Origin of the sequence: Rugamonas fusca (genome assembly GCF_014042365.1) — a bacterium.
In the GTDB taxonomy this organism is placed as follows: Bacteria; Pseudomonadota; Gammaproteobacteria; order Burkholderiales; family Burkholderiaceae_D; genus Rugamonas; species Rugamonas fusca.
Genome location: NZ_JACEZS010000027.1, coordinates 25,508 through 37,435, shown reverse-complemented (window position 1 = coordinate 37,435; position 11,928 = coordinate 25,508). Strand labels below are relative to the sequence as shown.

Genomic DNA, 11,928 nt, shown 5'->3' with positions numbered 1-11,928 from the left:
GTGACCAATTACTTGGTGACGATCGCCATGATGTCTTCTTCGCGCATGACCATCAGTTCCTGGCCGTCGATCTTGACGGTCTGGCCGGCGTATTTGCCGAACAGGACGCGGTCGCCGACTTTGACGTCCAGCGGACGCACTTTGCCGTCATCGAGAATCTTGCCATTGCCGACGGCCAGCACTTCACCTTGGTCAGGTTTTTCAGCAGCCGCATCAGGGATGATCAGGCCGGATGCCGTTTTGGTTTCCTGGTCCAGGCGTTTGACGATGACGCGATCGTTCAAGGGGCGAAGGTTCATACAAAACTCCTATCAATGGGTTGTTGCTAAAAGAATCACAAAGGCTGTTTCAGTCGTTGTAACAGCGGAAATCGTTGTTAGCACTCCTCGCTAACGAGTGCCAATTATAGGGACGGTGGGGGGCTATTTCAAGACATACTTGTCAAACTGTTGGCCTGGGTGGGTGCCGGCCGCTACCCGGCGGCCAGCGCGAGGGCGGCAGCCGGGTGGTGTTCACATCGCAGCGCGTCAGGCGACGGCAGGGAAGTCGACCGTGGTGTCGTTGACGCGGTTGAACAGGTTGGTCAGCGTGATGGCGGCGATCGCCAGCGTGGTGTCGGCGATCTGCGCGTCCGTCACACCGGCCGCTTTGACGGCCGCCACCGCCGCAGCCGGCACCGTGCCGCTGGTGCTGACCAGCGTATGGACAAAGGTCGCCAGCGCATCGAGGCGCACTTCGCCGCTGGCATCGCCGCTGCGCACTGCGCGCATGGTTGCCGGGCTCAGGCCGGCCTTGCCGCCCATCAGCGTGTGCGCGGCCACGCAATAGTCGCAGCCCGCTTGCTGGCTGACGGCCAGTTTGATCACTTCGACTTCCTGGGCGCTGAGGGCGCTTTTGCGCAGCGCGCCATCGAGATGCAGGGCCGCCTCCAGCGCCACCGGGCTATTGTTGCCCAGCGCCAGATAGGCGTTGGGTACCTTGCCGATCGCGCCTTTGATGGCGTTAAACAGTTGGGCGGCAGCGCCGGTGGCGTTGGCGGCGGGTTGGGTGAACAGACGGTCCATGGTGATTCCTTTCAATGGTGAACAGGGTTGGCATGCGATGTCGATGCCATGGAGCGCAGTGTAGGCCGGGCTGTTGAGTCTTTTAATGCTCGAAATGCGCTAAAATTTGCTCATTCGTCTCAACCATGTTAGCCATCATCCGTGCCATGGATACTCTCAGCCGCCTGCTCGCCGTCTATCCCCTGCGTACCGCCCTGGACGTGCGCTGCCATTTCGGCGCGCCGTGGGTGCTGGACCACCCGGCCGCCGGACCGGGTGTCGCGCCTTATCATCTGATCGTGCGCGGCAGCGCGACACTCGATTGCGCCGCCGGGCACGGCGTGCCGTTGCAGGCCGGCGACATTGTGGTATTTCCGCACGGTGGCGCGCACCGCTTGTCGCTGGGGGAGGCCGGTGCCGCGTCGCCGCTGCACGTGTTGCCTGGCGAGCATTCGCTGCGCGAGGTGCGCAACGGCGGCGACGGTCCCGCCGCCGACATCCTGTGCGGCGAATTCCACTTCGACGCGGAAGCGGGCGGCGGCCCCGGCCTGCTGGCGGCCTTGCCGCCGCTGCTGGTCGTGCGCACGGCCGGCCGGCCGGACGCGGCCAGCCTGCGCAGCCTGATGGCGATGCTGCAGTCGGAGGCGGAAATGCCGCGCGCCGGTTCTGGCGCGGTCATCAGCCAGCTGGCGTCGGCCCTGTTTGCGTTGCTGATCCGGGCCTGGATGGACCAGGCGCCGACGGTGCCCGGCCTGTTCGCGTTGCTGGCCGGGCGCCGCCTGCAGGCGGCCCTGCACGGCATGCTGGCGCAGCCTGAGCGGGCGTGGGATCTGGCACAACTGGCGGCGCTGTGCTACGTGTCGCGCGCCACGTTCGCGCGCCTGTTCAAGCAGACGGCCGGCGCCACCCCGGCCGAGGTGCTGGCCCGGCTGCGTATGGCGCAGGCGGCGCGGCTGCTGGACCAGGGCCAACAGGTGACCGGCAGTATCGCCGAAATGGTTGGCTACCAGTCCGAGGCCGCCTTCAACCGCGCCTTCAAGCGCCACTATGGCGTCGGCCCCGGCGCGTGGCGCAAGCGCGCGCAGGCCGCCATCGCGAGCTGATGCGGCTTGGGCGGCAGCGGATATGGACGTCCAATTGCCCGTTCCGGCCCCATTCCTGCCTTGCCTCAAAAATATGCGCGTTCTCTGCCGCGTAGCGGTTGACGCGCGTTCGCAAGCCATCCTATAGTGACGGGATGATTTCAGAATTCCAAGAACTTTCCGACAAGATCGACCAGTTGGCCGCGATGACCCTGGCCCTGCGCCGCGAGAACGCCCAGTTGCGTCAAGCTAATGCGGCGCTGGTGGTGGAGAACATCGGTTACCAGAAACGCCTGAGCGAAGCGCACAGCCGCGTCTCGGCCCTGCTCGAACAGATCCCCGCGCTCGACGGTGAGGGGGACGCGGAAGCGCATGCCAACGTCGATGCCCGCGCCGATGGCGCCCTGCCTGACCAGGAGCAGACCCAATGAAGCAGCTGGACGTCACCATCATGGGCCAGTCCTACCGCCTGATGTGCAAGGCGGACGAGGAACGCGCGTTGCGCGAGGCGGCCGCTTTCCTTGACAAGAAGATGTGCGCCATCCGCGACGCGGGCAAAGTCAAGGGCAACGACCGCATCGCCGTGATGGCGGCGCTGGGCGTGGCGGCCGAATTCCTGTCCGTGAAAGCGCCGCAGGGACCGTTGTCGGACTTGTCTATACTGGAAGTGCAGCAGAAGATCGCGGCCATGAATCAGGTCCTCGATAGCGCCTTGACGCCACAGGAGGCGCTGTTTTAGTTTGCGAAACGCCTTCCCAAAAACGGGCTAAAGAGAGTAAACTCCGTGTCACCCCTGCAGTGTTCGCGATTGCCATATATTCCTTGAACCATTTATGTGCATCGGTTGCGGGAATTTGTTTGGTGGGCGTGAGCGTCGCTAGTCCGACGAACCCGAAATTGAACTAACTGTGACCACCTTGAACCATCAGGTTCGGGATGCCGGCATAACGGCACAGGCGGGGCTTCATTCCAAAAAAGCGGTTGCAAGCATGTTGAATGCGCAGCCGCTTTTTTACGTCCGTACGTTTTGAGAGGCGGTGCCCGATGCAATACTGGTTGATGAAATCCGAACCGGACGAAGTCAGTATCGACGACGTGCTGGCCGCGCCCGCGCACACGGTGGCGTGGTTCGGCGTGCGCAACTACCAGGCGCGCAACTTCATGCGCGACGCCATGCGCCCCGGCGACGGCGTGCTGTTCTACCATTCGAGCTGCCCACAGCCGGGCATCGCCGGCCTGGCCGAAGTGGTGGGCACGCCGTATCCGGACGCCACCCAGTTTGACCCGCACAGCAAATACCACGACCCCAAGGCCACGCCGGAACAGCCGCGCTGGATTTCCATCGACGTGCGCGCGACGAAGAAGACGCGCTTGCTGCCGCTGGCCGAATTGCGCGCCATCCCCGCGCTGGAGGACATGGTGCTGCTGCAAAAGGGCAGCCGGCTGTCCATCACGCCCGTCACCAAGGGCCAGTGGAACACCATCGTCAAGCTGCTGGACAAGGACGCCTGATGGACTGGACCCTGATCGCGGCCTTGCTGGCCATGGGCGCCTTTGGCGGCTTTTGCGCCGGCCTGCTGGGCATAGGCGGTGGCATGATCCTGGTGCCGTTCATCACCATGGTCTTCAGCGCCAAGGGCTTTCCGCCCGAGGTGATCGTGCACATGGCGATCGCCACCTCGTTAGGCACCATACTGTTTACATCGTTATCGTCGGTGCGCGCGCATCACCTGCACGGGGCCGTGCGCTGGCCCATCGTGGCCTTGCTGGCGCCGGGTATCCTGGTTGGTTCGTGGGTGGGGCCGTGGATAGGCAAGCAGCTGCCGGCGCCCACGCTGGCGCTGGTGTTTGCCATCTTCATTTCGTTCTCGGCCACGCAGATGCTGTTGAACCGCAAGCCGGCGGCCGGCCGCGAGCTGCCCGGCAGCGCGGGCATGTTCGCGGCCGGTGGCGTGATCGGCGTGCTGGCCGGCCTGCTGGGCGCGGGCGGCGGCTTCATCTCCGTGCCGTTCATGAGCTGGTGTAATGTGAAGATCCACAACGCCGTGGCCACCAGCGCCGCGCTGGGTTTCCCCATCGCGCTGGCGGGCACGCTGTCGAACATTTATTTCGGCTGGAATGTGGCGGGACTGCCCCAGTATTCGCTGGGCTTCATCTACCTGCCAGCGCTGGCCGTGATCGTGACGTCCAGCGTGCTGCTGGCGCCGGTCGGTGCGCGCACGGCGCACCGTTTGCCGGTGCAGTCGCTCAAGAAGATGTTCGCGGTGGTGCTGTATTGCCTGGCCGCTTACATGCTGTGGAAGGGACTGCGCTGATCCGTCAGGCGGCCTTGGTGGCGGGCGTCACGCCCATCACCACGTTGCGCTTGTAGGACCACACCAGCAGGATGATGGCGCCGATGATCATCGGCAGCGACAGCATCTGGCCCGACGTGATGGGCACACCGCCCCAGTTCACTTCCCAGTCCGGCGTGCGGAAGTATTCGGTGAAAAAGCGCGCGCAGCCATACAGCAGCGTGTACATGGCGCCCACGGCCAGCCGTGGCCGCGGCTTGCGCGCGTACAGCCACAGGATGACGAACACGAGGATGCCGTCGATCAGCATCTGGTACAGCGGCGACGGATGGCGCAAGCCTTGCAGGAACACGGGGTTGGGCGTCAGCGGGTAGCTGGTGTCCGGCCACAGCATGGCCCATGGCAGCGACGGGTCGCTGACCACGCGGCCCGGCAGTTCGGCGTTGATGAAGTTGCCCAGGCGTCCGGCCGCATACCCAAGCGGCACCATCGGCGCGATGAAGTCGTACACGTCCAGCAGGTTGCGGCCGGCCTTGCGCGACCACAGCCACATGGCCACCATCACGCCGAGGAAGCCGCCGTGGAACGACATGCCGCCGTGCCACACCTCGACGATCTCGATCGGGTTGGCGAAGAAGAAGGCGGGCCGGTAGAACAGCACTTCACCGAGGCGGCCGCCCAGCACCACGCCCAGCATGCCATAGAACAGCATGTCGTCCAGGTCCTCGTTCTTCCAGCCCAGCGCCGCGATGTGCGGCTGCTTGATGCGCACCCGGCCCAGGCCGATGAACATGGCGAAGGCCAGCACGTACATCAGGCCGTACCAGTGGACGGCGATCGGCCCCAGGTGAACGGCGACCGGATCGGGCATAGGGTGTATCAGCATGGTGTGTTCTTTCGTAGTAAATCCAAAAAGCCTTGCAGCACGGGCGTCACGTGGTCGCGGCGCCAGGCCAGTCCCGTTTCGACCAGCGGCGTGGGGTCGCGCAGCGAGCGGTATTCTACCCCGGGGCGCATCAGGTTAGACACCGATTGCGGCACCAGTGCCAGGCCCATGCCGGCCGACACGAGGCTGACGATGGTTTGCATCTGGATCGCCTGCTGGCCGATCTCGGGCGTGATGCCGGCCGCGCCGAACACGGCCAGCACGGCGTCGTACAGCGCCGGCGCGATGGCGCGCGGGAAGATGATGAGCGGTAGCGGCGGCAGGTCGGCCAGCGCCACCGGGCCCGCTGCCTTGAGCGCATCCAGCCCGGCCGGCGCGGCCAGGATCAGCGGCTCGTTCAGCACGGGCAGGTAATCGAGTTCGGCGCGGCTCTTGTCGGGCAGGGGCGGGATCAAGAGGCCGGCGTCGATGCGCGCGTGCAGCAGGTCGTCCAGTTGCAGGTCGGAGGTCGCTTCCTGCAGGTTGATCTGCACTTGCGGATAGGCGGCCCGGTAGGCGCGCAGGAACGGCGGCAGCACGCTGTAGTCGGCCGACGAGACGAAGGCCAGCGACAGCCGTCCCACCTCGCCGGCGGCGGCGCGCTGCACCAGTTGCGGTAATTCCTGGGCCTGGCCCAGCATGCGGCGCGCCTCGGGCAGCAGGGCGGCGCCGGCCGCCGTCAGGGTCACGCCGCGCCGGTTGCGCTCGAACAGCGGCGCACCCAGCAATTCCTCCAGCGCCTGGATGGTTTGCGACAGCGGCGGCTGGGTCATGTGCAGGCGCAGCGCCGCCTTGCCGAAGTGCAGTTCCTCGGCCACGGTGACGAAATAGCGCAGTTGCCGCAATTCCAGGTTCATTGATATGCGTTTCTAAGTATTTCGAATGGTTCGATATGTTTTACGACTCACAGACAGGCAAATCATATATTTGACAGGCCCACCGGCGCAAGGCACCCTGATGGTATTACGCTGGGCTTAGATAGCCCTTAGCTTTCACTCTGGAGACATCGATCATGCCGCAATACCGCTCACGCACCACCACCCACGGACGCAACATGGCAGGCGCACGCGCCCTGTGGCGCGCCACGGGCATGAAGGATGGCGACTTCGACAAGCCCATCGTGGCCGTCGTCAACTCCTTCACCCAGTTCGTGCCCGGCCACGTGCACCTGAAGGACCTGGGCCAGCTGGTGGCGCGCGAGATCGAAGCGGCCGGCGGCGTGGCCAAGGAATTCAACACCATCGCCGTGGACGACGGCATCGCCATGGGCCACGGCGGCATGCTGTACTCGCTGCCCTCGCGCGACCTGATCGCCGACTCGGTCGAATACATGGTCAACGCCCACTGCGCCGACGCCATGGTGTGCATCTCCAACTGCGACAAGATCACCCCCGGCATGCTGATGGCCGCCATGCGCCTGAACATCCCCGTGGTGTTCGTGTCCGGCGGCCCGATGGAAGCGGGCAAGGTGCTGAAGGTGGTGGACGGCGCGCAGAAAGTCATCAAGCTGGACCTGGTGGACGCCATGATCAAGGCCGGCGACAACAGCGTCAGCGACGCCGACGTGGCCGAGATCGAACGGTCCGCCTGCCCCACCTGCGGCTCGTGCTCCGGCATGTTCACGGCCAACTCGATGAACTGCCTGACCGAGGCGCTGGGCCTGTCCCTGCCCGGCAACGGCACCATCGTCGCCACCCACGGCGACCGCAAGGAATTGTTCCTGCGTGCCGGCCGCCTGATCGTTGATCTGGCCAAGCGCTACTACGAGCAGGATGACGCCAGCGTGCTGCCGCGCTCCATCGCCACCAAGGCCGCGTTTGAAAACGCGATGGCGCTGGACGTCTCCATGGGCGGCTCGACCAACACCGTGCTGCACCTGCTGGCCGCCGCGCACGAAGCGGGCGTGGCGTTTGACATGGCCGACATCGACCGCATCTCGCGCAAGGTACCCTGCCTGTGCAAGGTGGCGCCGATGACGGACAAGTTCCACATCGAGGATGTGCACCGCGCCGGCGGCATCGTCGCGATTCTGGGTGAGCTGGCCCGCGCCGGCCTGCTCGACACCTCGCTGCCCACCATCCACGCGCCGACCATGGGCGAGTCCATCGCCCGCAACGACATCAAGGTCAGCGACGACCCGGCCGTGCAGCAGCTGTTCCGCGCCGCGCCCGGCGGCGTGCCGACCCAGGTGGCGTTCTCGCAATCGGAGCGTTATGCATCGCTGGACACGGACCGCGCCACCGGCTGCATCCGCGACAAGGCCCACGCCTACTCGCAGGACGGCGGCCTGGCCGTGTTGTACGGTAACCTGGCCGAAAACGGCTGCATCGTGAAGACAGCCGGCGTGGACGAAAGCATTCTGACATTCAGCGGCAAGGCGCGCGTGTTCGAAAGCCAGGACGCGGCCGTGGAAGGCATCCTGGGCGACACCGTGCACGAAGGCGACGTCGTCATCATCCGCTACGAAGGGCCGAAGGGCGGCCCCGGCATGCAGGAAATGCTGTACCCGACTTCGTACATCAAGTCCAAGGGCCTGGGCAAGGCCTGCGCGCTGCTGACGGACGGCCGCTTCTCGGGTGGCTCGTCGGGTCTGGTGATCGGCCACGCCTCGCCGGAAGCGGCCGAAGGCGGCGCCATTGGCCTGGTGGAGGAGGGCGACATGATCGACATCGACATCCCGAACCGCAAGATCAGCCTGCGCATCAGCGACGCCGACCTGGCCGCGCGCCGCGCCGCCATGGAAGCCAAGGGTGACCAGGCCTGGCAGCCCGTGAACCGCGACCGCTACGTGTCGCAGGCGCTGCAAGCGTACGCCGCGCTGACCACGTCCGCCGACCGCGGCGCCGTGCGCGACCTGAGCCAGCTCAAGCGCTAAGCATCAGCCGGAGTCGTAACCCCAAGCAAAATCGGGGACGTAACACGGTTTTCCCAGGCGGGAAAACCGTGTTACGTCCCCGATTTTGCTTCTTGGCGAAAAACCACAAGAAATCCCACGGGCGACCGCCTATCATGGCAGCGTCCCGATAGTGGGGCAGTGCTTATTTCGACAATACTTGTCCGCACGAGCGGGCAGCCAAGGAGACATGCAATGCGTAACTACCAGCAGTTCTACATCGATGGTGCATGGGTCGATCCGGTCGACGGCGGCCAGCCGTGCGACGTGATCAATCCGGCGACCGAGGCAGTGGCCGGCAGCATCCGCCTGGGCGGCGCGGCCGACGTGGAGCGCGCCGTGCAGGCCGCGCACCGCGCCTTCGCCACCTTCTCGCGCACCACGCTGGCCGAACGCAAGCAGTTGTTGGCCAATATCACCGCCATCTATCAACGGCGCCTGGGCGACATGGCGGCCGCCATCAGCGAGGAAATGGGCGCACCCATGCAGCAGCTGGCGCTGACCATGCAGGCGCCGATCGGCCTGTGGCATTTGCAGACCACGCTGGCGGCGGCCGACCAGTTCCCGTTCGAGCGCCAGCAGGGCAGCACCTTGCTGGTCAAGGAGCCGGTCGGCGTGTGCGCCCTCATCACGCCGTGGAACTGGCCCATGAACCAGGTCGTGTGCAAGGTCGCACCGGCCTTGCTGGCTGGCTGTACCATGGTGTTGAAGCCGAGCGAACTGGCGCCGTTCTCGGCCCAGGTGTTCGCCGAGATCATGCACGAGGCCGGCGTGCCGGCCGGCGTGTTCAATATGGTCCACGGCGATGGCGCGGAGATCGGACCCGTGATGTCGTCCCATCCGCTGGTGGACATGGTGTCGCTCACCGGTTCCACCCGCGCCGGCGCGTCGGTGGCGAAGAACGCGGCCGATACGGTCAAGGTGGTGTCGCTGGAGCTGGGCGGCAAGTCGGCCAATATCATCCTGGACGATGCGCCGCTGGAGCAGGCCGTCACGGCCGGCGTGCTGGGCATGATGCTCAACACGGGCCAGAGCTGCAATGCGCCGTCGCGCATGCTGGTGCCGGCCGCCAAGCTGGAACAGGCTGAACGGATCGCGGCCGCCGCCGTGCGCCAACTGGTGGTGGGCGACCCGCAGGACCCGGCCACCACCACCGGCCCCATCGCCAACCGCCGCCAGTACCAGCGCGTGCAGGCCATGATAGACCAGGGCCTGAGCGACGGCGCGACGCTGGTCGCTGGCGGCTGTGGCCGGCCGGCGGGGCTGGAGCGCGGCTACTTCGCGCAGCCCACCATTTTCAGCCGCGCCAATAACAACATGCGTATCGCCCGCGAGGAGATTTTCGGACCGGTGCTGACCATGATCCCTTACGATAGCGAGGAGGAGGCAATCGCGATCGCCAACGATACCGTCTATGGCTTGTCCGGCTATGTCTGGGGCGGCACCGTCGAGCGCGCGCGTGAGGTCGCCAAGCGCCTGCGCACGGGCATGGTGCACCTGAATGGCGCCAACCTCGATCCCGCGGCGCCGTTCGGCGGCTACAAACAATCGGGCGTGGGACGGGAATGGGGCGTGGCCGGTATCGAGGAATTCCTGGAAAGCAAGGCGATCATGGGCAGTACCGCCTGAGGCCGGCGCGCCCACTGACCGCGCAGGCTATTTCTTCTTCTTGTCGAAGCTTTGCTTGACGCGGTCCTTGCGGCGCTGTTCGTCCACGTTGTGGGCCTTGCGCTTGTCCAGGCCCAGCATCGGTTCCAGGAATTCGAACCAGATGAAGGCGAATACCATCAACCCCACGATCCACCACCAGGACAGTTGGGCGAAACGCCAGACTTCGAAATAACGCAGTCCGACCAGGGCGACGATGAGCAATATCAGTGGCATGGCAACTCCTTGTATTACATCATCTTACAAAGAAATGGCCTTAACTGGGGGCAATTTTCGTTCGCGCGTCAACGGTTGTTGAACGGACTGCGTTGTATTCTCGTTCGCTGCCGTGCGCTGGCGCAAAACACGGTAGAATTGCCGCTGGTTTTACTATGGAGATGACGATGAAACGCACTTTGATGATGGTTGGTATGGTTGTGTCGGCTTTCGCTTCGCAAGCTGCGATGGCGGATGCAGGTCTGGATTTGGCCAAGTCGAAAAACTGCCTGGCTTGCCACGCAGTGAGCACCAAGCTGGTGGGCCCGGCTTACAAGGATGTCGCCGCGAAATACGCTGGCCAGAAGGATGCTGAAGGCAAGCTGGTGCAGAAAGTCTTGAAGGGCGGTTCGGGCACCTGGGGCGCGATCCCGATGCCAGCTAATCCACAGGTGAGCGAGGCGGAAGCCCACACCCTGGTGAAGTGGGTGCTGGCGCAGAAATAATCTGCCCGGATCCAAAAACGAACGCGCCGGTGACGGCGCGTTTTTTTTCGTCTCTGCCCCAGGCGTGGCCGGGCGGATGGCCCGGCCGTAGTGGGTGCTTACTTGACCACTTCCATCTTGGTCTTCTTGCCGCCCTTGTAGGTGAACAGGGTCAGCGCGCCATCCTTGATGTCGCCTTTCGGATCAAACGTGATCAGGCCCGTCACGCCCTGGTACTTGACCTTGGCCAGGTAAGGCAGGTACTTGGCCGGCTCGGCCGACTTGGCGTCCTGCATCGCGGTGGCCATGGTCATCACGGCGTCGTACACATACGGTGCGTACAGTTGCACGTCCATGTTGAACTTCTGCTTGTAGCGCGCGCGGAAGTCGTCCATGCCTTTCTGCTGGTCGGCCGTCACGCCGCCCGCTTCGGCGCAGGTGACCTGGCCTTCGCCGATGCCGTCGCCAGCCAGGCGCGGCAGCGCTTCCGTGCAGACGCCGTCGCCGGCCATGAACTTGGCCTTGATGCCCAGCGCCTTCATCTGGCGCAGCATGGGGCCGCCCACGGAATCCATGCCGCCGAAGAACACCAGGTCCGGGTTCTTGGCCTTGATGCTGGTCAGGATGGCGTTGAAGTCGGTGGCGTTGGCGTTGGTGAATTCCTTGCCGACGATTTGCACGCCAGGCAGCGCCTTCTTGGCGCCCTTGACGAATTCCTCGGCCACGCCCTGGCCGTAGGCCGTGCGGTCATCGATGATGGCGATCTTCTTGGCATTCAGTTTCTGCACCGCGTAGGCGCCCAACGTGCCGCCGAGCTTGTTGTCGTTGGCGACCACGCGGAAGGCCGTGTTGAAGTTCTGCCTGGTGTACTGCGGCGTGGTGGCGGCCGGCGAAATCTGCGGGATGCCGGCGTCGAAGTAGATCTTGGAGGCGGGCACGGTGGTGCCCGAGTTCAGGTGGCCGATCACGCCGTTGACCTTGGCATCGACCAGCTTCTGCGCCACGGCCGTGCCCTGTTTCGGATCGGCGCCGTCATCTTCGGGAACCAGCACCCATTTGACGGCTTTGCCGTTGATCTTCGCGCCCTTGGCGTTCAGGTCGTCGATCGCCATCTTGGCCGCGTTCTCGTTGTCCTTGCCCAGGTGGGCGGAGGCGCCCGACACGGGGCCCACATGGCCGATCTTGACCACTTCTTGCGCGCCGGCGCTGCCTGCGAATGCGAGGGCGATGGCGAGAGGAATGAACTTAGTCTTCAACAGCATAAACATTCTCCAATGAATAGGTCACGGCGCCGCAGTGAGGCCGGTCGGAAATTTGTACAAGGGCAAAAGGTACAACAAATT

The 11,928-nt window shown here is 64.7% G+C and carries 14 protein-coding genes and 1 other RNA gene; 9 read left to right on the top strand and 6 right to left on the bottom strand.

Annotation, left to right across the window (positions count from 1 at the left end):
* Positions 1–8: 8 nt before the first annotated feature.
* The gene (gene groES / locus H3H36_RS23030; protein ID WP_161015212.1) at positions 9–299 is read right to left on the bottom strand and encodes a co-chaperone GroES; all 291 of its coding nucleotides are present in this window, start codon (positions 297–299) and stop codon (positions 9–11) included.
* 228 nt (positions 300–527) lie between these two features.
* Complete coding sequence (locus tag H3H36_RS23025; protein ID WP_182220405.1) at positions 528–1,064, bottom strand: carboxymuconolactone decarboxylase family protein; 537 nt, start codon at positions 1,062–1,064, stop codon at positions 528–530.
* A gap of 146 nt (positions 1,065–1,210) precedes the next feature.
* On the opposite strand from H3H36_RS23025, the gene H3H36_RS23020 reads away from it, so the two are divergent.
* The 6 genes from H3H36_RS23020 (at position 1,211) to H3H36_RS22995 (ending at position 4,440) form a co-directional block, all read left to right on the top strand.
* Positions 1,211–2,146 carry an AraC family transcriptional regulator gene (locus H3H36_RS23020; protein WP_182220404.1) on the top strand — a complete coding sequence of 312 codons (936 nt, stop codon included), beginning with the start codon at positions 1,211–1,213 and terminating at the stop codon, positions 2,144–2,146.
* Positions 2,147–2,280: 134 nt separating this feature from the next.
* On the top strand, positions 2,281–2,556 hold the full coding sequence (locus H3H36_RS23015; protein WP_182220403.1) for a hypothetical protein: 276 nt from the start codon (positions 2,281–2,283) through the stop codon (positions 2,554–2,556).
* The gene (locus H3H36_RS23010; RefSeq protein ID WP_182220402.1) at positions 2,553–2,864 is read left to right on the top strand and encodes a cell division protein ZapA; all 312 of its coding nucleotides are present in this window, start codon (positions 2,553–2,555) and stop codon (positions 2,862–2,864) included. Before H3H36_RS23015 ends, H3H36_RS23010 begins: the two co-directional genes overlap by 4 nt.
* A gap of 48 nt (positions 2,865–2,912) precedes the next feature.
* A non-coding RNA gene (ssrS, locus tag H3H36_RS23005) (6S RNA) lies at positions 2,913–3,092 on the top strand.
* Positions 3,093–3,169: 77 nt separating this feature from the next.
* Positions 3,170–3,637, top strand: a complete 468-nt coding sequence (locus tag H3H36_RS23000; RefSeq protein ID WP_182220401.1) for an EVE domain-containing protein — start codon at positions 3,170–3,172, stop codon at positions 3,635–3,637.
* Positions 3,637–4,440 (top strand): sulfite exporter TauE/SafE family protein, encoded by an 804-nt coding sequence (locus tag H3H36_RS22995; RefSeq protein WP_182220400.1) that lies wholly within the window; start codon positions 3,637–3,639, stop codon positions 4,438–4,440. Before H3H36_RS23000 ends, H3H36_RS22995 begins: the two co-directional genes overlap by 1 nt.
* Positions 4,441–4,444: 4 nt before the next feature.
* Here H3H36_RS22995 and lgt read toward each other — a convergent pair whose 3' ends face one another.
* Both lgt and H3H36_RS22985 read right to left on the bottom strand, forming a co-directional pair.
* The gene (gene lgt, locus H3H36_RS22990; protein ID WP_182220399.1) at positions 4,445–5,305 is read right to left on the bottom strand and encodes a prolipoprotein diacylglyceryl transferase; all 861 of its coding nucleotides are present in this window, start codon (positions 5,303–5,305) and stop codon (positions 4,445–4,447) included.
* Positions 5,299–6,201 (bottom strand): LysR family transcriptional regulator, encoded by a 903-nt coding sequence (locus H3H36_RS22985; RefSeq protein ID WP_182220398.1) that lies wholly within the window; start codon positions 6,199–6,201, stop codon positions 5,299–5,301. Before H3H36_RS22985 ends, lgt begins: the two co-directional genes overlap by 7 nt.
* A 155-nt stretch (positions 6,202–6,356) precedes the next feature.
* Here H3H36_RS22985 and ilvD point away from each other — a divergent pair, with 155 nt between their 5' ends.
* Positions 6,357–8,219, top strand: a complete 1,863-nt coding sequence (gene ilvD / locus H3H36_RS22980) for a dihydroxy-acid dehydratase (protein WP_182220397.1) — start codon at positions 6,357–6,359, stop codon at positions 8,217–8,219.
* A 213-nt stretch (positions 8,220–8,432) separates the two neighbouring features.
* Positions 8,433–9,866, top strand: a complete 1,434-nt coding sequence (locus tag H3H36_RS22975) for an aldehyde dehydrogenase family protein (RefSeq protein WP_182220396.1) — start codon at positions 8,433–8,435, stop codon at positions 9,864–9,866.
* Positions 9,867–9,893: 27 nt separating this feature from the next.
* Here the strand turns inward: H3H36_RS22975 and H3H36_RS22970 are convergent, their stop codons facing one another.
* Positions 9,894–10,121, bottom strand: a complete 228-nt coding sequence (locus H3H36_RS22970; protein WP_182220395.1) for a TIGR04438 family Trp-rich protein — start codon at positions 10,119–10,121, stop codon at positions 9,894–9,896.
* Positions 10,122–10,288: 167 nt separating this feature from the next.
* Between H3H36_RS22970 and H3H36_RS22965 the strand changes: the two genes are divergently transcribed.
* Positions 10,289–10,606: a c-type cytochrome gene (locus H3H36_RS22965; RefSeq protein WP_182220394.1), complete on the top strand. Its 318-nt coding sequence runs from the start codon at positions 10,289–10,291 to the stop codon at positions 10,604–10,606.
* Positions 10,607–10,704: 98 nt separating this feature from the next.
* Here the strand turns inward: H3H36_RS22965 and H3H36_RS22960 are convergent, their stop codons facing one another.
* A complete protein-coding gene (locus H3H36_RS22960) occupies positions 10,705–11,847 on the bottom strand; it encodes a branched-chain amino acid ABC transporter substrate-binding protein (RefSeq protein ID WP_182220393.1) in 1,143 nt (380 codons plus the stop codon).
* Between the last annotated feature and the right edge of the window lie 81 nt (positions 11,848–11,928).